We start from the raw sequence: 22115 nt of genomic DNA on the forward strand, positions 1-22115 counted from the left end.
GGAAAATCCATGAGCGTAACTGATAGCGTGGTAAAGCAATTTTTCGAAACCTGGTTCTTATCCACGGAGCGCAAGAAGCGCAATGACGATACTTGGCAACCGCCCGTCGAGGGGCAAATGGATCCCTCCATGTATCACGTTCGCAAGGATGCGGCCTATGAAGCGTGGTTTGCCCGCAGCGATTACCCGCTGTTGAGTGCCAAAGCCATGACTTTGCCGGAAGAGATGTATCGATATTTGCAGAATGTCCGCAAAGCGCGTGAAGCCGAAATTAATAAAGAGCGCCCGCCTGCGGTACTGCGGGACTTGGGCGTTTCTTCACTTAGGGACCTGGCTGACTACCTGATCCGCAACGACATTGCGGACAGGCCGGTATAACAGGAATTACTCACCAAGACAGGCACGGGGGTGCGTCATGTCTTTCAAGATGATTGGATTGGCCGTATTTATTGCAGGTGTATTAGGGTTGGCCTACTTACTGTTTTTTACCGGGAAGTCGGAAAAAAAACCGGGCGGCGAAAAGGGGAGCCGGAAGCCAACGCTCGACGAGTTGTTTCCCATTGATGCCGAAACGGGTGAGCGAATTTATCAAAGGGAAGATCACGAAGGCGTGATATCCAGTGATGACGAACTGACTCCGGCCATTTACGTTGGGTACAAACGCCATAAATTTATTCTCCCGCGCGATGCCAGCAATCTGTACTCTCGCCTGATTGAGATGTTTGCCGACCAATATGCGGTTGCACCACGCGTCAGAGTGACCGACATTATTCAGGCCGAAGAAAAGGATTTTGAGAGCCAAAGTCTGGACGTCAAAAGTGCCATGCAGTTTATGTCGCGAATGAACTTTAACTTTGTTCTAAGCGATGTGCATAGCGGCGAAATTGTACTGGTCATGCTGACTGAAGAGCGACTGGCCGAATCTGAGAACAGTGCATTTCTGATTGGCCTGCTCAGCCACCTGAATATCCCGCTCTACCGCTACGAGCGCCTGGCAGATATCAGCGATAACGATCTCGCGATAGATATATCGGAGACCATCTCCGACGGTCAATTCGAATAAACCAAATGAAAGCCCGACTTGTTCGGGCTTTGTCGATTCTGAACTACTGATATCATGTATTTGTGAGATCACTTAAAGGGGGCGTGGAATGTCTCAATCCTATAGATATTGGACAGGTAACCTGTATACCGGATCCACGGTATTCATTCAGCACCAGGACGGTCATCTTTCCAAAGGTGAGGTCGTTAATGTTGCCGAACAACGGTTCATTGTTGCTGGCATTTCCTCTCCCTTTGATAAATTCACAGCAACCAGCATAGAAGGCGTTGTTGCACTACCTGATGAGTATGATGTCCGCGAACGCTATAGCATTCAGCGGCAGCGGGATTATCTGACACACCTGGATATATCGGCGCTTTCTTCTCATCAGATCAAACATCTCTATGCAGGTTTGCATCTCGCAAAGCGTGCTGGTGGAGGTGTATTGCCTGGCATGCCGATCGTTGAAACCCCGGAAGGGATATGTAGATATATACAAGAATTAAACCTAAGCACCTTGAGTGAAATTCAAGTGATGTACATGTTGGCTGGCTTAAAAATTGCCACGAAAAGTTAAAAAGAGGTTTTTATGACTACTCCTGAGCGGCCTCCTAAAAGAGCTCCGCGCCGTAAAAAAAACACGCGCAAAAAGCAAAAACACTGGTCGTACACAATTACGTCAAGGGAGTTCCTGATTGCATTTCTTTTGGTCTTGCTTGTGGCCGGGCTTTCCGTGATTTATTACTTGCGTTCGACAACCTTGATCACCACCTGGGATGTTGGCACGGTCACGCAGCCTGTTGTTCGAGCCTCAAATGAAACGGGCACTGGTTTGAAGACTGATTTCCAGACCACAAAAGGCCAATTTACTGTTCAGCTACAGATCTTCCCCAATCCGGGTCTGCCGCTTGAATTGCGCCAGTACCATCGCGGGAATTTCAAACTTTGCTATTTGATGGGTGACTACGAATATCAGTCTGGAAATGCCCTGTGCTTTGACATCCCGACAAGTGATGGCCTAACCATGAGCAGCAAATTGTAGTACCTGGAAAATTCAGTCAGCGGCACAAGCCGAAGTAAAATCGGCATTACAACCATTCCTGAGGAAGTGAAAATGAGCCAGTCACTGATAGCGCAACGCATTCATACCCAATTACCACCGAACTCGGTTGAGGGAGCTATTCAGGCGCTTGAAAATGTAGCCTTGCGATCGGGCGCGGACGTGTTAACTGTGACCATAATGCGCAACACGACCTACGCGAAGTTGGAAGAATACAGCGATGTGTTATCTCTTTCGCCAGAGCGGATCCTTCAGTCACTGGAGGGTATTCGAGGTCATGATGCACCGGCTCAGTTCTATAACGAGCAGCGTCTGCCGGAAATTTGCGATGCTTATATCTGGCCGACCGCTGAAGACTTTCGCGAGGCCCTCATGGAAGGCGGCTCTACGCCGGTATTCCTTTGCCCGAACTGCAATCAAGAGTCCGATCATGAAAGTGAATGCACCGCGCTGATCACGAATAAACGTGGTATACGCGTAAAATGTGGCTGGATCTTAAACCCGACCTCAGATACTCTACGTAACAGTATAAAAATACTCATACAAGCAGAGTTTTTGAACAACCTCCAGCTCCATCATACGTTTCGCCCCAAAGGAGTCGCTCTCCCGACGCGGGTTTGTTTCGATGAGTTCGGTGAGGATGTTGAAGACGACGTGTGTTGAGAGATAATAAGTAGTACCTCATTTTAATAGATGCCTCGTTAGGACGAGGCTTTTTTTTTGACTTTTTCCCTTCGTCAGCGGTTAGTCCCACCGGATAATAATTCTATTTCCAGTGAGGTACCCCATGACAAGTTTAGCCATCTACGAACCCAACCCCGCCACTGAATTTCAGCCGATACTTCCTCTGTATCAAGCTATAGATGGTCATCATGCCGGTATAACCCCACACGAAGGGTTTCGTCTGTTCAACGCACTTACGCAACTACTCGCAGAATACCACGATGCACGTAGCGAAATTGACTCATTGCACCTCGTCGTTATGGGTAAACGTCATAGCCAGGCATTTCGTTATTTTACTGACGGATGTAACAACTCGATAGGGACAACATTGGCCGTTGATTGTCTGTTTGATCTCCAGCGAGCTACCTGCGCATTGGATGAGTCCTTCTGGCAAAAAGTATTGGATCTCACTGGTGTACGTAATTTTATGCCAACCGCCCGGAAAGACGAGTGGTACAACACGCTTAGGCAGTGGCGCAAAGCATCTCCAGATCGACTTGCCGCCCTACGGCCTGTTGCCTTCACAGAAGAGAATGTGCTCGCCACTGCAAAAAGCCTGACCACTGAGAAAAAAGATTATTTCGCAGAAATGGTCGAAGGCGTATTCAAAAAACTGTCAGTGTTTCACAAAACTAACAAGGCTCAAGGTTTTAGTCCGAAGATGGTGATCACCAATTGCCTGCCATGCCGCGACTATAAACGCGGTTATGACAATATGGATTACCTCAGCGATCTGCGTAAAATCATCGGCCTCATGCAAGGCCGTCCTGGCGCTGAAATCGTGAATAAGTGGGCGTTGGAGCAATCCCTCAGCAGTAACGTGGGAGAATGGATATCGGTAGACGGTGGCGCGCTGACCTGTAAAGGCTTCCTTAACGGCAATGTACATATTCAGGTCTCCGAGACTGTTTGCGATGACCTCAATACGGTACTGGCTTACCGTATGCCAGGCCTCATCCCTCAATTCAAAGAGAGAGGAAAAACCAACAAGGCACCTCGAAACACGCAATACACGGGCGATTTAATTGATTACCGGATTGCGTTCCCAACCTGCACAGAATTGGCTGAAATGGCCCGAAACAACCAACACAGTGCGAAGCAATATGGTGCGGCTCCATTTACTATCGTGATGCCCCGACCATACCAATACACCGACTTGGTAAAAAAGGAACTTGATAGTATCTTCCGTATCCTTGGCGCGGTGGAGGTAAAGCCTGAAGTCTACGAGTTTGAATTCTGGCCGATGGACGCGTTTAAAGCGATCGCAATCAGTGGTACCTTGCCCGACCAAAAAACACATCAGTTCTACCCTACAACGGGGGACCTCCAGAAAGCGGCTATGGACGAATGCGACCCGCGTGAGGGTGATACTTTACTTGAACCCAGCATCGGCTTTGGTGCGCTACTTCGCAATTTGCCAGAAGGTGTTAAGGTGATCGGGGTCGAGGCAAACAATGTCGCAGCCATGTGCTCTCGCTTGCGCTGGGATACCCACCAGCAAGATTTCCTCAGTACCACGGTAACGCAACTGGGCCTATTTGAGCGTGTGTTAATGAATCCTCCATACTCCGACAATCGTTGGAAATTGCACCTACAGCATGCGCAGCAGTTTGTTAAGAGTGAAGGGCGTATTGTGGTTATCTTACCTGGAAGCGCTACTGACGAAAGTATTCAGGCGTTGATAGATCGTGAGTGTGATGTACATCAGGTCGGCCAATATGAAAATGCCTTTGAAGGAACTGGAGTGCAAGTTAGACTATTTACTATTGATTTCCATTAATATTCTCGGCCGTTAATGGGATTTGCCATAACGGCCGCACTGGTAAACCTATGAGTAAAACCGACTACGTTCTCCGAGCATTATCAAAAATTTCACACAAGCGCTGGGAGCACTACATCATTAATAGAATCTTTCACAAGTTGGATGATCCGCAGCTTGAGTTCGTTTGCCAGCAGTGCATCCGTAAGGAAGGAGAATCTGGAAAGATTTACCTTGCTGATCTGCTTTTCCCTCAACTTAAGCTGTATCTTGAGATAGACGAAGCACACCATGACAGCGATGATGCAAAAAAGGCTGACGGTATTCGTCGGTTAGATATTTTGGAAGCGACCGGATTTATTGAAAAACGCATTCCGACCAATAACCTAACCCTGGATGCCATCAATCAACTCGTTGACGAATTTATCCAGTTCGTCAGGGATAGAAAAGCCCAGCTGGAAATGCAAGGTTTGTTCCTCTCCTGGGACTATGAAGAACGCTATACTGCTCAAAAACATATTGATGCAGGTTTCCTGGAGGCGGGACCTTACGCTGTATTCAGATATCATCGTGATGCTTTACAGTGCTTTGGCTATGGAGATAAAGGCCACCATCAATCAGGAGGCTGGCGATTACCCAAAGCCGCTGTAGAAGCAATAGGGTTGACCGGGGATGTGATGGTTTGGTTTCCACGTTTATACAAGGCAGGAGAATGGGATAATTCACTTTCCATTAATGGCGATCTGATAAGGGAAGAAAGCCTTAATCCTGAGCGTAACTATAAGGAAACATGGTGTTACCGCATCGTAATGGCTCATTCGCGCGATGAACTGAATCGAACGCTATATCGATTTCTGGGGGTTTTCACCCAAGACGAGTCTGAATCAACTGAAGGCGTTAATGTTTTCAAGCGGGTAGATACACGCGTGAAGGTTTTTTCAGGGCAAAAATAGCACCGCGTTTTGTCGCCCATTTTACTTCGTCACAGGTTCACCTCATCTTAAAATGACGTCACACATAGGCAGGCATGTGGGTTCCAATGCCTGCCTTTTTTTATCTGCTGTTCATTTTTCTTCAGGACAATAGCGTGACTCAGTTTGTAAATTTGCGTGGAAAGCGACTGGCTTTCTCAGCCAATGAATCAACTTGCATTCCTCCTGGTGCTTCAGGCCTTATCTACCCGCAAGGGGCAGGGTTTATCATCACCGATGAGCAGGGGGCTGAAAGACTCTTCATCGAACATGACAAAGCCACAGGTATCTCCTGGTTCTTGAAAGTTGGCCGTCGTGGCGTTCGTCGCTGGTTTGAGCCGACTAACGATGAAACGCTCTATCATTTTGGGTTAGATGTTCTCGACTATAGCGCCTCGATCATTCTTGCCGGTCGTGTCCACCAGCAGTGTAAAAAGTACCTATCAATGACAGCCTCGAAATAAATCATCCTCCATTCTGCGTTGAAATTCTGAAAGAAAAGGAGGTCATTTCGATCTCCTTTGCATTCTTTGTCAGCAGTAGTTGCATGAGACAATTAACCCATTCGAAACCATTTAGGAAGAGTCATGGGTAACTTTAAATATTGGTTAAAGCTGGTGGTATACCGCTTCACATTGAGCAACGAAGATCTGGCCCAGTGCCTGGCTGACCGTCAGAGCATGGACGAGTTTCGCCGTAAAGCCTCGGATGTGAAGCAGCGTATGAAACTGCATGAACTCGCCGGGGGGCGTTGCAATGAAGATGGTGGGGAGGGAGTCCCGTTAACATTCCAGGGCGTTACTCTTAAGGCCTATCGTCCTGCCGAACGGACCGCCTTGCTCTCAACAACCTCTAACTCCAACGTTGTTGACCTCAATACCCGCCGAAAGCGCCGTGACCTCACCAATGTTATTTCCCACGCTTCGCCTCAAAAGCGTTGCGGCCAATAACCAACCTTCAAATAAGGGATGTCCAATGTCCAAAATGCGACACGCGAAAGTTAGCACCCGTTCGATCAAATCCATTTTCACCGAAACGTGTAAATCCTTTTTGAGCCCTTACGGTTTGCTCATGTTGATAGTCCCGACCTTTATCGGCGGAGGATTGCTTTCTTTGCTAATGCAGCGGCTTTCTATGGCCGATATCGGCTTTTTTATCCTCCAACCTGTTTTCATCACCTCGCTGGTGATGATGACCCTGACACAACAGAAAATCACGGGCAAAAGACTGCCATTTAAAAATCACATTCGGAACCTGATTGTGACTTTGTTTACTGGCCTTATTGCCACACTCTTGCTGGTATTTGTGCTTTGGTGCCTCAGCCTCTACATGCCGACAGCCAGCGCTGCCGCAAGTAATGCTCAAGTACCAGTACCGTTATCAACCCCTCCAGCCGTTCAGTCCCAGGGGTTCTTTTCATTGTTCCCAGTCTACTTCAACATGTACAGTCTGGTGACGTTCACGACCTTGCTCGTCCTGCCAATGATGATCATGTTCGTGGGGGCTGTAGTGTGTTGTGAAGGGGCGTTGTTCAGCAACTTCAAGGCCGTCGTCTTGGCCGTGTTCCGCAATGTCAGCATCATGATTGCCACTTCCATGCTATCCCTTGCCATGTTCGCACTGTGGTCGTACACGTCACTTAATAGTGACTGGCTGGTTTACACTGCGATCGTGCCCATTGCGCTAATCACTGCGGCTATCCATCGCATTGCCGTGCTGGCTTTACCCGTCGAAATGAAACCGTGAGGTTAACAATGAAAAGTTCTATCGCTATATTCATCGCGGTGCTCTCTCTGGGGTCTATTCCGGCTCAATCTGCACCTTTGCCGAAAGAATCCATAGGCGAAATTGCAGGCTCGCATGGCGCTGTACTCGCCGCAATCGCACAGTGCCGAGCCTACATTGAAAGCCCCAGTTCGCGCGGCAAAGAAATTGCCCGACAAATGCAGCGGGCGTTATCTAAAGCGCTAGGTGCTGAACAGGATTCTGATGAAAGGGCGCAGGCAATGACCGACTATATGCAGGAAACCGTTGAGAAATACACCGGCCAGCTAAAAACTCAGTTCGATGAGATCGGCGCAAGTTCAGATTTTCGTCGCGAGAAATGCGAGCAACTGATTGCCGGGAGCATTGCGCGTGCTGAACAAATAGACATCAAGCACGGGGTTAAATGATGATGTATGTGCTGATCGCGGCTGTCCTGATCTTGGTCCGTTTACTGTATGTTCAGGACAATAAAAACCGCGATTATCAATGGAAAATCACCAATGAAATGATAGTTAAGAGTGACGCTCTTAGTATCGTGATATCACCACATCACATTGGTGCGATGCCTGTATTGATCAGGGCATTGGTGAGAAGCCTTGAACACAACCGTGCTGCGGCCACGGCTTATCTACAACTTAATATTCCAATCAGCCCTGAAGCCAATGTCGCCGCATGTGAACTTCGATACGCGCAGGCCAGCGCTAAGCAAGCCCTATGTCGTGTCATCCTGTTGCTTACTGAATTGGAGAGGAAAGGGCAAATAGTTCGTCGGCTGGTGGACGATTTTCGAGCAACGGATTTGGATGCCGATGATGTCTTTACCGCTTTGGATGAACGCTACCCCTCTGATGAGCAACACACACCATTCATGCGTTTAAGCGATGTAATCCCAGGGCACTGGAACATAGGCGGTCAGCAATGAATAAGTTTCGCATTACCCATACATACGCCACCCGAAAAGATGATTTTTACGCAATAGAAACCATGATGAACTTGCACCAGGTGGATCTGGCTGTTGCTTACCTTCAGTTCATGCACTTCAACCTGCCGACCTTCAATTTCCTCAATGACGGGTTATGTGAATTGGATGTCATCGTGTTAATGCACCGTATATACGGCGCAAATATCATTACTGACCGCACTGCAATCAAGGCAGAGGTTGATCTCTATGTGAACTGGGAACATCAGTTAAGTCGCATTCATAAGACACTTCCTGAGTTACACGAGATAGCAAGGCCCGGCGTAAATGAAGGTATCCTGTTCCACCTGTGGGAAATGGGTAATCGGATCTTGCCGATGCTTAAGCAAACCAACCAGGCCTTGTACGATGAAGCCCTTCTTCAACTGCCACGTATTGATAGAGTGCTCAAAGGAACCTCTGTTGACCCCGCATGGGGCTGGGAATCTTTCGATGGCGAACGATGTGATGGTAATCTATATACCAAGCAGTCAACCCCTGACTTCCTTGTGAGGCTTTTTTGATGAATCGCCTAAGTGAGTTACCAAAAGGCGCTTTTTGGCCGCACTTGCTTGATGCTATTCGGCGCGATGTCTATGCCCAATTTGGTGGTGTTCTGGCCGTCCGGCAAGATGAAGTCAAGCGCGGCGTATCAACACCAGAGCTGGCTGCTACGCTGTTGAACGAGTACGCTTCCGGCCTTTGTATGTCTCTCGACATTGTCGGTGTGGAGCACGATTTACCACGAATGATGGCCGAGGCGGTCCGCAGTATCGACCCTAACTTCATGCTCAACACTACTCGCCGCTGGAAAGGTGCATCGATTATTTATACGGAACAGAAATGAACATTAAAAAATTGTTTGCCGTTAAAAAACCTTGCGCAAATTGTCCGTTCAGAACGACGGGAGGGATCCCGTTGACAGAGGGCCGTCTGGATGACATTAAGCGCACATTGCTTTCTTCTGATCAGGAGGTTTTTTTCTGCCACAAGACAACCTACCAGGGCGGTGCTGAAGACAGAGAGGAAGGGCAGTATCAGTCTTCAGGCCGTGAATCCTATTGTATGGGAGCAATGGCTTGGCTGTATGCAAATAACCAATTAAATCTTACAACCCGATTAGGTCTCCTTCTAGGCAACGTTGCCATTGACGAACTGGAAGTCGCCACAAAGGTCATTAATACCACTGCCCCATAAAAACTACCCTGTTGTGTAGGTTAAACCTGTAAGAATTGGCTATATGCTTTGAGCGTCCTAGCCAAAACAACCATCTCACAGGTTTAACGATGAATTTCTTACATCATGCATCTTCCGCACCGCTATGTAACAGCACTCAGCACGTCTTAGATAAACTAAACATGCATCACAGGGTTGTTCAAATGAGCGATTCCGATGGTGTAATGTCTCTATTCAGTGAACATCCCATTTCTAACAATGTCATCTATCACTCCCTGGGGGAGTGCTCAGACCCAGAGGCTGCATTTTTAAAACTCACGACTCAATTTCTTGAGCTTGAGCAGGCAGGAAAAACTGTTCTGAGCCTAATTCACTCAGACAATCTACCAGCAGTAGCCGCAGCGCTGAATGCCGGACTCAGTCCCAGTGGATTGATAGCGTTTAAAGATCCCAGGGGCGCTGATATCGATATTGTTGAACTGCATTATTCCAGCGCTAAATCTGGTCACGAATCCTTCACTCCATTCCCGCAAGAAGGCCTTACCGATGGCGTGGTAACGCTACGCATTTCAGCCCGACCCGATGGGCATCGTATGTTCCAAGACCACTACGACTCTGTCACTCGTTTTTGGTCTATCTATCCTGACATCCCATTCTCTCAGTTTGATAAAGACTGCCGTCTGGCAGGCCTATATTGGCTACTGGGGGAAAAAATGATGCTGTCTATTTTCGAAAATGAGACACAAGAATTAATTGGTCGGATCAGCCTTCGGCCTGTAGTGCCACCCAAGGTTGGTGATGTTGGCTACGGCGTTTTTTCAGGGTTCAGAGGAAAGGGGTATGCATCTCAGGCCCTGAAATTGCTTTCTGAGTGGCTGATGACTGATGGAGGATTTAATCGCCTTGAATTAGGAGTTAAACCCGAAAATGTGGCCTCCAAAAAAGTCGCGCTCAAGGCAGGCTATGTACATGAAGGAGTCAGTAAACACAGACTAATTAATCAAGATGGCACTTTCAGTGACCAACTAAGTTACGTCAAAACCAAACTCTGAAACACCAACCTTTCAACATAAGAGAATACCATGAAAGAAGATTTCCTTAGCTATATTGCATCGCGTGTAGATGGTGAGTGCGTTGTCAGGGCAAAACGGCTACCAGATAACGTCAGTGCTTTTCGACGTAGAAAAATTAAAGGCATTTTACGTCCAAACTCACTCATAGACCTCCAGCAAATAGTGATAGGTGCAAGTGAGTTTCCTAACACCCGGCTGCATCCTGTCAGCATTGGGTACAACTGGGGCCTGGGCTCTAGGGAGGATGTTGCGGACGGTAGCTACCTTGTTGAGTTACAAAAATTAAATGCAGTACGGAAAATTGATACAGACCAAGGCTGGGCAATTATTGAGCCTGGCGTGACCCAAGGCGAACTGTCTGAGCTGTTAATCGGCACCCAAAAAATGTTGAACATTACAGCATCTTCCGCTCACTCCAGCTTCCTCGGCAATGCCTTGGACAGAGGGGTGGGACTTCGTCATCAACGAACTGAAGACCTTGTCGGCATTGAAGTCCTGTTGCCGACGGGAAAAATCATCCGTGTTGGCTGGTGGCCCGGAAGTGTTGAAACGCCTATATACCCGCATGGTGTAGGCCCCTCATTAGTGCAGTTTTTTACGCAATCTAGTTTTGGTGTTGTTACGGCAGGGGTAATAAAACTACATACCCGCCCTGAAAGTACACATGTAGTCCGATTTAACTTCAGCCGAAAGTTGCTTTCACCAGCAATACAAACATTGAAGAAATGGGTGGCTAACGGCCTGAGTAGCGGCGTATTGAAGATCTATGACACCACGGCCAACTCAACCTATGGCGGTAGTGACGGATTATATACCGTTCACTTGTGTGTGGACGGTCTATCTGACGATGTCTCGCAACGAATCGGTTTGATTAAAAAATTGTGCGAATCTTCGCAGGTATTTACAAATGTGACATCGAATTCGGTAACTGAAGGTAATTATCCTGGGCCTGATGTGATCGCTAATTTGGTTGAAGCTGCCCATGTTGGCGATTCATCCCTAAATGACACTCTGCTTAGAAAAACGCTGGGAGCTAGACACGACAAAGTTGATACAGGTGGCACTGGCTGGATCTTTTTCCTTCCGTTGATTCCTTTCACTGCTGATGCGCTGGAAATGGCCTATCAGCTAATTGATGAAGTTCACAACGAAACCGGAGTTCTTTGCGGGGCTACGATCAACGCCCTTAGTGGTGATGTCATAGACCTGGTTGTCTCAATCGCTTTTAAGAAAAGCGAAAAAGAGTCGGCAGATTCATTGACCGCTTTAAGTAAATTACATGAAAAATTTACGGCGCAAGGATTTATCCCTTACCGGCTAGGTGTTGAACATGCCAAGTGGGCGGATCCAATTACTCCTGGTGTGGGTGAAAGAAGCTTTGTTCGTGAATTAAAGCAATTCATTGACCCCAATAACATTATCAGTAATGACAGATATTTATAGGTGATCGCAATGCACGCAATCTCATTCGAATCATTGTTACTTAATGCAAAAAAGCTGGCAAAGGAAGTTTCAGCTGAAGGTGGTGTACTTGAAGAACAGCGCCGACTACCTCCCCATATTGTTAACAAACTCAGGGAGATTGGCGTATTCAGGATGAATTTCCCATTAGGATGGGGAGGGCTGGAATTAACCTCACCTCAGCAAACCCAGGTTATCGAGCAACTGGCTATTGGTGATGCTGCTGTGGCTTGGTGTGCAATGATCGGCAGTGACTCAGGTATTTACTCAGGCTTTATAGATGAGCCTGTGGCGCGTGATATGTTCACCGTTGACTCGATTACGGCAGGCTGGATACATCCTCAAGGTAAAGCAGAGATAGTGCCTGGTGGATATCGTGTTTCCGGCCGCTGGCGGTTTGGCAGTGGCTTAAGTCATTGCGATATACTCAGCGCAGGGTGTTTCGTTTATCAGGATGGTAATCAGGTCGTTGATCGCCACGGAGCGCCAATTTGGCGGGTTATGATGGCAAAACCTGATGAGTACGAATTACACGATAACTGGCACACGACTGGTCTTGCCGGAAGTGGAAGTCGTGATTATGGTGCCAATAACATGTTCGTTCCCTACGAGCACAGTTTTAGTTTCAATGAGCCTTATCGCAAAGGGCCTTTACACGATGTTCCTGATGCTATCCTGCGCAACATGGCAGGAATACCACTCGGGATGGCGCGTGCTGCTCTGGACTATGCGATCAGCCTTGCTGAGCACAAATACGACCGCTCACTGTCGGTTTCGTGGAAAAAAAGTCCACGAGTGCAGGCGGTTCTTGCACGGTGTGAAATTGAGCTCTATAGCGCACGATGTGCCGTTTATTCATCACTGAATGAGCAATGGGATGGCCTTGTAGGTAAAGAGCCGCTGAGCAACGCTCACCGCATTACAGTTGCCCTGGCAAGGCAACAAGCATTCAAGGTTTCCCGTCAAATCATCTCAACCATTTATGACTTGGTGGGCGGTGCTTCGATATATAAAAACGAAACACCGATGGATAAATGGTTGCGCGACAGTTACACCATGAATCAGCACGCTGTTGCCAGTGAGTCTATTGTTCAGCAGTGTGGACAATTTCTACTAAACAACCATTCAAACAACCTGTTCATTTGATGTTTATTGGCTGGGTCATCCCCAGCCTTTAACGTGAGGCAAAAATGGTAACGGCAACTGTATCAAGCATGAGAGCTCTAAACTCTTACATCTATCGTGTAGTGATTCGACTTGAATCTGAACTAAATTATCAGCCCGGTCAATATGTTCAGGTTATTCTAAATTGCGGCCGATCTGGGTATTTTTCGATAGCTTCTCCCGAAAACTCAGGTGAGGTGATCGAGTTACATATCGCCGACACAAGGAAGCATGATAGTTTTCTCAAAAAACTAAAGGTCGGTGATGACGTTGTTGTTGCCGGGCCTATGGGGAACGCCTGGCTTCGTTCAGACAGCGGTAGGCCTGTCATCGTTCTGGCCTTTGGTTCTGGTTATTCTTATGCTCGCTCTATTTTACTCACTGAAGCAAATAAAGATTCGGAACGAAAGATAAGTTTTTACTGGGGTGTTCAGAATGAAAATGATTTTTATGAAAGAGATATTCTGGAGTCTCTACCTACGCGATTTACAGTGAATTTTCACCTGTTGAATCAAGCGCCAGGCTTCCCGGACATTATGAGTGCTTTGCTTGTGAAGTTATCAAATGCACATGCTTGCCTGGTGGATTACGATGTGTATTTGGTTGGTAAGCGGGATTACTGCTTGTTTGTTAGGGGCGAGATTTGTGAAAAACTCAGCGCGCTGCCCGAGCGGGTGTATGGTGACTCTTTCTGAAGCTATTTCTCCACTTAAAAATAGCCAGAAGTCTTTTTTAACGTAGTTATGGCTTGTCTCATATTGCTAGAATTCAATTTGGTTAGGATATTCTTAACGTGAAATTTTATAGTGTTCTCAGAAATTGATAGAGTCTGAGCGATCTCTTTGTAGGTTTTTCCATGTCCGGACAGTTGCAGCACCTGTAGTTCCCTGCTGCTAAGGATGTGTTGTTCTATTTCAGCCACTTCATTTTTTTTGGTTAACATCATCTCATGTAGGGTTATGATTTTTCTATATATATTATCATTTATTGGATGATGAGGTCGCTGGAGTTCGCTGGATGAATTGTCATTCCAAACACTAAAGGCCACTACGTTATCCATGTGGTCATGCAAAGGTATTGTGTATCCATTCAGTACACCAGGAATGGCATGGTCGGATATCTGAATATTTCTGACATCCTGATATGGTTTGCTACCAGCATCAGCCCAGTGAAAAGGCTGTATACTTTTTTTAGCACATGTCATGATAGGGTCTATGTGATGATATGATAGTTTTTCGTATCTAACCTGCCAGTGTGGTGGAAAGTTCGAGACGATTACGGAACCACCTTTTTTGCTTTTAGGCTGGACCGCATAGGAGAAGCCTTTGCATCCTAGCGCATCTGAAACCTTCAAAATTTGTTCAATAATATCAACGTCATCCAAGCTAAATAACCGTTTCACCGTAACCTCAGAGTACACAGCTATGACTACTCTTAGGATACCCGTCGTTCATTCAAAAATCATCATGATCTATGATAATGAAAGAATTCGTTACTTCTGAAAATTGATTTTTTTAGAATATTCAATTCTAATAAAATGTTCCTAAAAATATTTTGTTAGGTTAAAGTTCCGCGAGAATTTCAATTATGAATAAAAATAAATTTCAACTATGTGACATTTCAGACCAGATCCTATTGTCATTAAATGCAAAACCTCCGCGTAGAATCAGTCTAACCCAACAAGTTGAAAATCGTCTAAAATGCGCCTTAATTCTGGGGTTTCTTGCTCCAGGCCAAAAGATGATCACCAAGGAAATTGCAGAATCTTTAAACATGAGCATTACTCCTGTAAGAGAAGCACTGGTAAGGCTTTCTTCGTATGGAGCGTTACATGTTTCACCTTCCCACGCTTTTTTGGTTCCGGATATTCATCCTGATCGACTTATTGAATTGATGGGCATACGGAAGATGCTAGAACTACCCGCCATCACTCGTTCAATAAATATCATGTCTGACGAAGCGCTTAATTCACTGGTGGAATTGACGCTCGAACTCGAAGCGGCACACTTGTCGGGGGACATTAAAACCGCCGTTCAATTGCATTGGGCGTTGAGACTGCGGATGTTTACGCTTTCTGATTCCCCTGAGCTTATGGCGTTGATTACACAGCTTTGGGTAAGTGTGGGGCCTAGCTTCCACTTCCTCTATGAAACAACTTCCTTAGAGGAATGGCCTAAATATTATTATCCTTTGCGCGATGCTCTTATCAACAGAAATGCAGATCTTATAATTAAGATATTTACGAACTCCATCGACAGTGGTATGAAATTGTATATGGATATTCACGGGGAAGGTTGAGGTGATGCGGTTACTTGAATTCATTCATTACATGTACCGCAACCAAAAAAATAAGCTGCTCATCGCAATATTTATAATCGCCTTAATCATAGTCCGACTTGTTAGTCTGGGTGTTGATGCTACGACATTGCTTGGCTTCATACTTGGCCTTGCCTTTTTAATGTTAATGGGCAGGCAAAAGGCCGTAAGGACAATCGTTATATTGGTTGGTATGCCTTGTATTTTACTCGCTACCATCGCAGGCTATCACCCCCCAGAAGGATATCAGAGCAGCATTTCAGGCTTTGTCGCGGGTGGGTTTATCATGCTTCTGTATCGCGAGTATATTCTTTACCGGAATACCATCACAAAATAGCAACTAGACAATCATTCGCACCTGAATAATAATACTGTATATATTTACAGTTATTCAAAAGGTGGCGTTATGCAATTTTCATTATGTGAATTACCAGCGGGGATAAAACTGCCTTTTTTCGAGGCGCTCATTCCCGCAGGCTTTCCCTCCCCAGCCGCTGATTACGCCAAAAAAAACATAGACTTAAACGAATTATTAATAACACACCCGGCGGGAACCTATTTTTTGAGGGTATCAGGTACATCAATGATCGACGCCAATATTAGCGATGGTGACATTGTTATCGTAGACAGTAGCCTACAGGCGCATGACGGAAACATTATCATCGCTTCCATAGATGGCGAATTTACTATCAAAAAACTCCAAAAAACGCCGTATCCAGCACTTATCCCGATGAACCCAAGTTTTTCTCCAATTCCTATAGCTGATTGGGCTGAGTTCACCGTCTTTGGGGTTGTGACCTACGTTATTCACAAAACGTTATGATGTTTGCTCACTGCGACATTAACAGTTTTTATTGTTCGTGCGAGTCTGCTTTTAACCCGCGCCTCCAGGGCTTACCTATTGTTGTTCTGGCAAATAATGACCATATCGTAATCTCACGTTCAAAGGAGGCAAAGGCGCTGGGTATTAAAATGGGGGCTCTGTACTTTGAAAATGCAAATTTCTTTAAAAAAAACAATGTTCAAGTCTTCTCTTCAAATTACACCTTGTACCAGGATGTATCAGACAGAACTATGTCTGTGTTATCCACTTTTGCAGATGTCATGGAAGTATACTCAATAGACGAGGCCTTTCTGATCGTGCCAGAAAGTAAAAGGTTAGGGGGGTACGAGGAATTTGGCCGGGCCATCCAAAAAGACATTTTGCAAATTGCACATGTTCCTATTGGCGTTGGTTTTGGTCCGACAAAAACACTCGCCAAGCTGGCTAATCATGCGGCAAAGCGCTGGAGCAAAACCGGGGGCGTAGTCGAATTAAGCCAAAAAACCAGACAAAGAAAATTGATGTCATTATTACCGGTTGATGAGATTTGGGGGGTGGGTCGTCGCATTTCTGCCAAGCTGCGTATGATGGGCATTAATACCGCGTTAGAGTTGGCTGATGCTAATATCGCTACGATCCGAAAAACCTTCGGCGTTGTCGTTGAAAGGACGGTTCGTGAGCTCAACGGTGAGTCCTGTATTGAAATAGAAGAAGTGCGAAAAGTTAAAGAGCAAATTATTTCCTCGAAATCTTTTGGCAAAAAAGTTCAATGCTATGACGAAATGCACCAGGCAATTTGTTCCTATGCAGAGAGAGCGAGTGAGAAATTGAGGGCTGAAAAGCAACTGTGTGGCGTCGTCAGTGTATTCCTTGGCACAAGCCATTATTCGCCAGGCCCTTTGTATAGCAATCGGGCTACTGAGCGTCTGGTGTACGCTAGCGCAGACACAAGAGATATCATTAATGCCGCAGTTAAAGCTCTGGGGGCAATTTGGAGGGAAGGGTATCAATACCACCGAGCAGGCGTGATGCTGTCTGATTTTTCCGGTTCAAATGTTACTCAGTTCGACCTTTTTTCCACCGCCAAACCTTTTAAAAGAAGTGAAGAGTTGATGGCTCTATTGGATAACATGAATCGATCTGGAAAATTCAATATTGGCTTTGCTGGAAAAGGATGTGACCCATCCTGGGGAATGACGCGCGGCATGCTGTCTCCGGAATATACAACAAACGTCAATGACCTCCCGATTGCGAAGGTGCGTTGATCGTCAGGAAGGCATTGAAAAGGGTGCTTGCATCACCGAACATGGCAAAAGAAAGAGAAATGTGGGGGAGATAACTCCCCCACAAGACTACTCGTTACAGGAAAGAGTAGCTTGAACCACTGTATTTCCGCTGCTTACACTCAAAGAGCAAAGCCTATCTCGCATTAGCAGAGAGAAACACAAAACCGTAATACATACGGCAATCAGCCTAATAAGGGCAAACTTGGTCATTCCTCTTGACTCCTTTTGTTAAAGGAGGCAGAATCAAATTGCTACGTTTGGAGACTGCCTCGAATTATTGTCATATATAATTCGGGGCTTTCGTCTTTTTGGAACTTGCAAATGCTCGAACCAAAATGATTCAAGCACCCAAATCCATAATAACAGACTTTTACTTCCCACAAACATCTGATCTCATTAATCATCAGTATGACGAATGACCTCACCATCTGCATCTTCACCAGACGGGATATATAAATTTGGAATAATAAAACGGCGGTCCAGTTCTGGCTCTATCTCTGGCGCTTTACTTGTGGTTGCAATGACTATATTTGCAGGTAACAATGGATGCTTTTGAGATATGTATTCCTTTGCGTAACCGACGACTGCGGGATGGTAATCTAAACCAAATCCAGAGAAATTATCAGCCAAAAAATTTGCCCACGGCTTGCCTAAGCCTGGTAATTCTTTGGATTGATTGGAAGTAAATCTGCTAGTGCCTTTTAGGAGGGAATAAACAAAAGCAGCTGGTAAAGCAAACGAACCAACTGAGTGTTCCGGGTCTCCTCCATTAGCACTTGAAGTAAGGCTTACGTCGTATAGTAATATGTTGCTTCCCCATGAGTGGTGTACTATCCTGCCCAATTGATTGAAGTCAAAAGCTGAGTATCCTGTAGGTTCTTGTCTTTCATTTAAATACATTTTTTTTGCTTCGTAGTAAATTACCCCCTCGATGGTCACCTCATTAGATAAGATTACTTTAATAAAAAAAAGTACGTCCCCTGAAGCTGTCTCAGCCTTGCCTTTTTGCTTATATGACTCCCAAACAGTAGATTGGTTTTGCGATTTCCATTTCAATTGCTTCCCTAAGCTACCAATGGCATTCAATGCGTTCGTTGTTATCTGATTTTCATCCCAAGAACCATTTTTATCGGTTCGTAGTGCATTAGCTAAGACATCCTTAATAGATTTATCAGCTTCAATGATCCAGTCGTTTTTGTTTAATTCCGTCATTTAATATCCATATAAAAGTAGGTTAAAAGTGTAAGCTCATTGCTGTGCTTTGCTGTCTAGCGTTGCGTAATAGCCCGCGCCAGGCAGTGTCTCGGAAAGCTTGCGGTAATGAGCTAATCTCTCACGGAAATATTCTCTCAGGTGCTCTGGCTGCTCCTGTTCAACTTGAACATCAAGCACTTGCTTATTTAGTCGCTCTTTATAAGCAACGGCTGAAGCAGCAAGGTCAACATTAACCTTGTCCATTTCTTCTTTAGATAATTCCGCTAAGTTGTGTCCCATGTCGTGCCTTTAATTTAACGTCTAATCCATCGATCATAATATGGTTAAAGTATAAGTCTATGCACATTGAAAGATAACAAGATGCGTTGGCTCTCATTTTCATCTTTCAATTCCATTTCTGACACTTTGAGGTTCGAAATCTCCTCAGGAAACCCAATTGTTAAAATTGTTAACGCGATACATATAATGAGGATTATGTTAAATAAGCCATTGATTTATAAAGGCATTTCGCGATTATAATTTTATGCGTTCCTGCCCTACTCGTCTACTTGCAGGTTAATGCAAAATTACACAATGTTGAGTCACTTCAAAAAAAAGAGAGCAAACGCTCTCTTCTTTTCTTATTATCGAGTAGATATCAGATTAGTTAAACCACTCTGGATTCCTGGCTTTATCCATCACAAAAATCTGTTCAGTGCTCTGCATGACATCGTTCGGTGTCAGCATTAACTCATCGTGGCGCACGATAAATGGCCGAAGTCTCACTAGGCCATTTTTCTGGCTATAGATATTCATGACTGCGTGCATGCGTTCGCCGGGTGAAATCAAAGTGAGCCATTGGCGATAAGCGCCAGTGTTTTTGATGTAATTCACTAACGCAAAGCTGAGCGCGCCAGCATGCTTTTGCGATAATGCTTTTTTCCTACTTTTTTTAATGAGCTGAGCTATTGCCTCCACATGAGCCCCAATGGGCACATCAAGGTTTGTGCGCGCTGAATCAAAGTCCCGCTGTCCAATGGTCACCAAATGCACCTGATCATCTCGGTAGTCCCGCAGATAAAAAACATGGGAGGTAAACGGTGTTGAGTGAATGTGGTCTCCCAACTGCCAGCCAAATGCATTTAAGTTCGCGGCGGAAATCTGTTTATCAATTATTGCAGTCATTCTGAGCTCCTTCTGTACGTTAATACAGAAATGGTAAGCCCGCCCAGTCGCCTGACGAAATCACTTAACCGAGATCATGCGTAATAATTCAAGAAACAATGTCTGGCTTTTGAAATGCCCAATTAGCCAAGAAAGGCATTTATCCAAAGAGGATAAACCAATTTTGTCACAAAGGTTGGATGAAACGGCTAGTTTTATCGGCGCTTTTCAGTTGTGCGCACCATCGAGTGATTTGTTAAATTCTGGTTAATTTGTGCCCACATTGCACATAGGTCATTCATGCTGCATAAACGCGACCCACGGTGGTAAAAATGCAAATTATACTGAGCAAATATATACTTGCTGTAAGCAATGGAAAAATCGTGACAATTTTATCACGCATTTTCGCTTCAAATGTTCATTCGTGGTTTATGCATTTTTTGACCAAAAAAAGACTTCCATCTAATTCTGAAGAATGTATGATTTAAATCAATGCAAACGAATGTGAAGCATTGTATGTCTGGGTGGGGATCCAGTGTGGGGGGTGACTTTTAACGAGTCACCCCCTTTTTTACGGCTTAAACCTCACTCATATTCCATTAGTTTTTATGCATAAATATGCAATTACTAACACGCTGTTAATTGTACCGAAAAGGACAGCAAAACAGGGTGCTTTTCCGTTGACCCTTATTTGGCAAAATCTATACCCTACAGGGAAAAGGTAAGGATTTGATTGACTGGAAAAACAATGAGCGAGAGCAACGAAGCAAAAAGTTACAAGCACATACAATTAATGCAGCGCATTACGAAAATGTCCACGGCTGAAGATTGGGAAAGTGCCCGTACTGAATGGTCATTACAGCAAGTTTTTCGGGCGCAGATAGCTGACCAGTGCTTGTGCGGCCATCAGCCAATCATAAAAATCTGCGTTATCAAAAATAAAACGAACAACAAGGCTGCAAGAGTTGGGAACTGCTGCGTCAATAAATTCATGGCTCTGGGTTCGGATGGCATTTTCAATGCAATTGATCGGATATCAAAAGACGGTACGAAAGCAGCCAGTCGAAAATTGCTTGAAATGGCATTGGCTCAATCCGTGATTACCCCCTGGGAATTTGAGTTTTACCTGAGCAACATCGACAAGCGGAAGCTAACGCAGAAACAACTGAAAACGCGTGAGTCTATCAATGCCAAATTAGCAGACATGGGTGAAGAAAGTCGTGCGCTGGTCTACGGTGCAAGTCACATCCAAACCGCATTCAATCAGAATGTCATCAACCAGTGGGAAAAGGACTTCGCATTGCGGACCTTTCCTATGAAAAAATTAACGGTCAAACAGCACGCGATACGAGCTAACATCCAAACCAAAATGATGCAGGCCGGGATTTCCAAAGCGCTACCGGAAACCACCGCAGAAGCGCAGGCCCTCGCAAAGGTTAGTGCCACCCCCTTCTGTGTCATTTCAGATCCTGAACAACTGGTAGTCAAATTGGCCGAGGCACGGGAAAAGGGCTATATCTCCGCCTGGGAAAAAGACATTTTTGAACGCAAGCATAACACTAAGGGATTCAGCACAATCGCTGAGCGTGCGGCAATCCTGCGTGTCAGAGCGGCTATACAGCGTCTGTTGAATGAGGGCTAATCCGTGAGCCCACATCACCTAACCATTCCACCAGCCCGACCTTCATTAACCGAGATTGCCCAGAAGGCAAGAATTATACTCGACGGGTTACTAGCACACTGCAATGTTTCCTCAACCAAGGGAACCTGTCTATATGCCAGTTTGATGCTGGCCGCAATGTTAACCCGAGGCGGCTATCCGACACGGATCCGTGGAGGTGATGGGTACGCTGACGGAGGGTTATACACATCATCATCTCAGCACGGCCATTATTGGTGTGAAGCAACTGCGGATAATGCTGACTTTATTGTTGACCTGACTGCGGATCAGTTTGGATTTGAGGTCGTGGTTATAAAGCGAGCAAATGCAACTGATTGGCCGAGATACATCCCCGGCTGCCAGGCAACCGTTGACCTGCACGTTAGCTTAAATCTAGAGGGCTAATCCAATGATGCCTTTGAAATTTAAATCAAGCTTTTTGATCGCCATTTTATCCACAAATTCTGTACATAACCCTGTGCAAAATAGGTCACAAAATTTCGATAGTGACTTGCCCT

The 22115-nt window shown here is 45.6% G+C and carries 30 protein-coding genes; 25 read left to right on the forward strand and 5 right to left on the reverse strand.

Features of this window, described 5'->3' with window-relative positions; all coding sequences use genetic code 11:
• Nucleotides 1-9: 9 nt before the first annotated feature.
• The 19 genes from M1F05_RS21780 (at nucleotide 10) to M1F05_RS21870 (ending at nucleotide 13849) form a co-directional block, all read left to right on the forward strand.
• Nucleotides 10-378, forward strand: coding sequence for a hypothetical protein (locus tag M1F05_RS21780; RefSeq protein WP_042847335.1), 369 nt, complete (start codon nucleotides 10-12; stop codon nucleotides 376-378).
• 37 nt (nucleotides 379-415) lie between these two features.
• Nucleotides 416-1063: a DUF2726 domain-containing protein gene (locus M1F05_RS21785; RefSeq protein ID WP_052219397.1), complete on the forward strand. Its 648-nt coding sequence runs from the start codon at nucleotides 416-418 to the stop codon at nucleotides 1061-1063.
• Nucleotides 1064-1151: 88 nt separating this feature from the next.
• Nucleotides 1152-1619, forward strand: a complete 468-nt coding sequence (locus tag M1F05_RS21790) for a hypothetical protein (protein ID WP_042847333.1) — start codon at nucleotides 1152-1154, stop codon at nucleotides 1617-1619.
• Nucleotides 1620-1631: 12 nt separating this feature from the next.
• Complete coding sequence (locus tag M1F05_RS21795) at nucleotides 1632-2084, forward strand: hypothetical protein (RefSeq protein ID WP_042847331.1); 453 nt, start codon at nucleotides 1632-1634, stop codon at nucleotides 2082-2084.
• Between the two features lie 72 nt (nucleotides 2085-2156).
• Entirely contained in the window at nucleotides 2157-2765 is a 609-nt protein-coding gene (locus tag M1F05_RS21800; RefSeq protein ID WP_042847330.1) for a hypothetical protein, read from the forward strand.
• Between the two features lie 124 nt (nucleotides 2766-2889).
• Complete coding sequence (locus tag M1F05_RS21805) at nucleotides 2890-4605, forward strand: DUF4942 domain-containing protein (protein ID WP_052219395.1); 1716 nt, start codon at nucleotides 2890-2892, stop codon at nucleotides 4603-4605.
• Nucleotides 4606-4655: 50 nt separating this feature from the next.
• Nucleotides 4656-5537, forward strand: coding sequence for an AbaSI family restriction endonuclease (locus M1F05_RS21810; protein ID WP_042847328.1), 882 nt, complete (start codon nucleotides 4656-4658; stop codon nucleotides 5535-5537).
• Between the two features lie 134 nt (nucleotides 5538-5671).
• The gene (locus M1F05_RS21815) at nucleotides 5672-6019 is read left to right on the forward strand and encodes a hypothetical protein (RefSeq protein ID WP_144139272.1); all 348 of its coding nucleotides are present in this window, start codon (nucleotides 5672-5674) and stop codon (nucleotides 6017-6019) included.
• A gap of 123 nt (nucleotides 6020-6142) precedes the next feature.
• Nucleotides 6143-6505 carry a hypothetical protein gene (locus tag M1F05_RS21820; protein WP_042847325.1) on the forward strand — a complete coding sequence of 121 codons (363 nt, stop codon included), beginning with the start codon at nucleotides 6143-6145 and terminating at the stop codon, nucleotides 6503-6505.
• A gap of 25 nt (nucleotides 6506-6530) precedes the next feature.
• Nucleotides 6531-7301: a hypothetical protein gene (locus tag M1F05_RS21825; RefSeq protein ID WP_042847323.1), complete on the forward strand. Its 771-nt coding sequence runs from the start codon at nucleotides 6531-6533 to the stop codon at nucleotides 7299-7301.
• An 8-nt stretch (nucleotides 7302-7309) separates the two neighbouring features.
• Nucleotides 7310-7729, forward strand: a complete 420-nt coding sequence (locus M1F05_RS21830; protein WP_042847321.1) for a hypothetical protein — start codon at nucleotides 7310-7312, stop codon at nucleotides 7727-7729.
• Between the two features lie 32 nt (nucleotides 7730-7761).
• The gene (locus tag M1F05_RS21835) at nucleotides 7762-8244 is read left to right on the forward strand and encodes a hypothetical protein (protein WP_166267802.1); all 483 of its coding nucleotides are present in this window, start codon (nucleotides 7762-7764) and stop codon (nucleotides 8242-8244) included.
• The gene (locus M1F05_RS21840; protein WP_042847318.1) at nucleotides 8241-8804 is read left to right on the forward strand and encodes a hypothetical protein; all 564 of its coding nucleotides are present in this window, start codon (nucleotides 8241-8243) and stop codon (nucleotides 8802-8804) included. Before M1F05_RS21835 ends, M1F05_RS21840 begins: the two co-directional genes overlap by 4 nt.
• Nucleotides 8804-9127 carry a hypothetical protein gene (locus M1F05_RS21845; RefSeq protein ID WP_042847315.1) on the forward strand — a complete coding sequence of 108 codons (324 nt, stop codon included), beginning with the start codon at nucleotides 8804-8806 and terminating at the stop codon, nucleotides 9125-9127. The genes M1F05_RS21840 and M1F05_RS21845 overlap by 1 nt, the downstream gene beginning before the upstream one ends.
• A 71-nt stretch (nucleotides 9128-9198) precedes the next feature.
• Nucleotides 9199-9477: a hypothetical protein gene (locus M1F05_RS21850; RefSeq protein ID WP_226617167.1), complete on the forward strand. Its 279-nt coding sequence runs from the start codon at nucleotides 9199-9201 to the stop codon at nucleotides 9475-9477.
• A gap of 182 nt (nucleotides 9478-9659) precedes the next feature.
• Complete coding sequence (locus tag M1F05_RS21855; RefSeq protein ID WP_166267800.1) at nucleotides 9660-10508, forward strand: GNAT family N-acetyltransferase; 849 nt, start codon at nucleotides 9660-9662, stop codon at nucleotides 10506-10508.
• A 30-nt stretch (nucleotides 10509-10538) separates the two neighbouring features.
• Complete coding sequence (locus tag M1F05_RS21860) at nucleotides 10539-11972, forward strand: FAD-binding oxidoreductase (protein WP_072035188.1); 1434 nt, start codon at nucleotides 10539-10541, stop codon at nucleotides 11970-11972.
• Nucleotides 11973-11981: 9 nt separating this feature from the next.
• Nucleotides 11982-13136 (forward strand): acyl-CoA dehydrogenase family protein, encoded by a 1155-nt coding sequence (locus tag M1F05_RS21865; RefSeq protein WP_042847312.1) that lies wholly within the window; start codon nucleotides 11982-11984, stop codon nucleotides 13134-13136.
• A gap of 44 nt (nucleotides 13137-13180) precedes the next feature.
• Complete coding sequence (locus tag M1F05_RS21870) at nucleotides 13181-13849, forward strand: hypothetical protein (protein ID WP_042847309.1); 669 nt, start codon at nucleotides 13181-13183, stop codon at nucleotides 13847-13849.
• Nucleotides 13850-13863: 14 nt separating this feature from the next.
• Here M1F05_RS21870 and M1F05_RS21875 read toward each other — a convergent pair whose 3' ends face one another.
• The gene (locus M1F05_RS21875) at nucleotides 13864-14538 is read right to left on the reverse strand and encodes a helix-turn-helix transcriptional regulator (protein WP_162762206.1); all 675 of its coding nucleotides are present in this window, start codon (nucleotides 14536-14538) and stop codon (nucleotides 13864-13866) included.
• 203 nt (nucleotides 14539-14741) lie between these two features.
• Between M1F05_RS21875 and M1F05_RS21880 the strand changes: the two genes are divergently transcribed.
• The 4 genes from M1F05_RS21880 to umuC all read left to right on the forward strand — a co-directional run bounded on the left by M1F05_RS21880 (nucleotide 14742) and on the right by umuC (nucleotide 17558).
• Entirely contained in the window at nucleotides 14742-15452 is a 711-nt protein-coding gene (locus M1F05_RS21880; RefSeq protein ID WP_196053751.1) for a GntR family transcriptional regulator, read from the forward strand.
• Between the two features lie 4 nt (nucleotides 15453-15456).
• Nucleotides 15457-15807, forward strand: coding sequence for a hypothetical protein (locus M1F05_RS21885; RefSeq protein ID WP_042847307.1), 351 nt, complete (start codon nucleotides 15457-15459; stop codon nucleotides 15805-15807).
• A 69-nt stretch (nucleotides 15808-15876) separates the two neighbouring features.
• Entirely contained in the window at nucleotides 15877-16293 is a 417-nt protein-coding gene (umuD, locus tag M1F05_RS21890; protein ID WP_042847304.1) for a translesion error-prone DNA polymerase V autoproteolytic subunit, read from the forward strand.
• Nucleotides 16293-17558, forward strand: coding sequence for a translesion error-prone DNA polymerase V subunit UmuC (umuC, locus tag M1F05_RS21895; protein WP_042847494.1), 1266 nt, complete (start codon nucleotides 16293-16295; stop codon nucleotides 17556-17558). Before umuD ends, umuC begins: the two co-directional genes overlap by 1 nt.
• Nucleotides 17559-17645: 87 nt before the next feature.
• Here umuC and M1F05_RS21900 read toward each other — a convergent pair whose 3' ends face one another.
• The 4 genes from M1F05_RS21900 to M1F05_RS21915 all read right to left on the reverse strand — a co-directional run bounded on the left by M1F05_RS21900 (nucleotide 17646) and on the right by M1F05_RS21915 (nucleotide 19958).
• On the reverse strand, nucleotides 17646-17789 hold the full coding sequence (locus tag M1F05_RS21900; RefSeq protein WP_072035187.1) for a Hok/Gef family protein: 144 nt from the start codon (nucleotides 17787-17789) through the stop codon (nucleotides 17646-17648).
• Nucleotides 17790-17975: 186 nt separating this feature from the next.
• Nucleotides 17976-18791: a hypothetical protein gene (locus tag M1F05_RS21905; protein WP_042847303.1), complete on the reverse strand. Its 816-nt coding sequence runs from the start codon at nucleotides 18789-18791 to the stop codon at nucleotides 17976-17978.
• Nucleotides 18792-18827: 36 nt separating this feature from the next.
• Entirely contained in the window at nucleotides 18828-19073 is a 246-nt protein-coding gene (locus M1F05_RS21910; RefSeq protein WP_166267796.1) for a DNA polymerase III subunit theta, read from the reverse strand.
• A 363-nt stretch (nucleotides 19074-19436) separates the two neighbouring features.
• Nucleotides 19437-19958: a hypothetical protein gene (locus M1F05_RS21915; protein WP_042847299.1), complete on the reverse strand. Its 522-nt coding sequence runs from the start codon at nucleotides 19956-19958 to the stop codon at nucleotides 19437-19439.
• A 727-nt stretch (nucleotides 19959-20685) separates the two neighbouring features.
• Here M1F05_RS21915 and M1F05_RS21920 point away from each other — a divergent pair.
• Nucleotides 20686-21579 (forward strand): hypothetical protein, encoded by an 894-nt coding sequence (locus M1F05_RS21920; protein ID WP_237072356.1) that lies wholly within the window; start codon nucleotides 20686-20688, stop codon nucleotides 21577-21579.
• 156 nt (nucleotides 21580-21735) lie between these two features.
• The gene (locus M1F05_RS21925; RefSeq protein WP_231135576.1) at nucleotides 21736-22002 is read left to right on the forward strand and encodes a hypothetical protein; all 267 of its coding nucleotides are present in this window, start codon (nucleotides 21736-21738) and stop codon (nucleotides 22000-22002) included.
• Nucleotides 22003-22115: the final 113 nt, after the last annotated feature.

Source organism: Providencia sp. PROV252, from assembly GCF_033676005.1.
GTDB classification, from domain to species: Bacteria; Pseudomonadota; Gammaproteobacteria; order Enterobacterales; family Enterobacteriaceae; genus Providencia; species Providencia vermicola.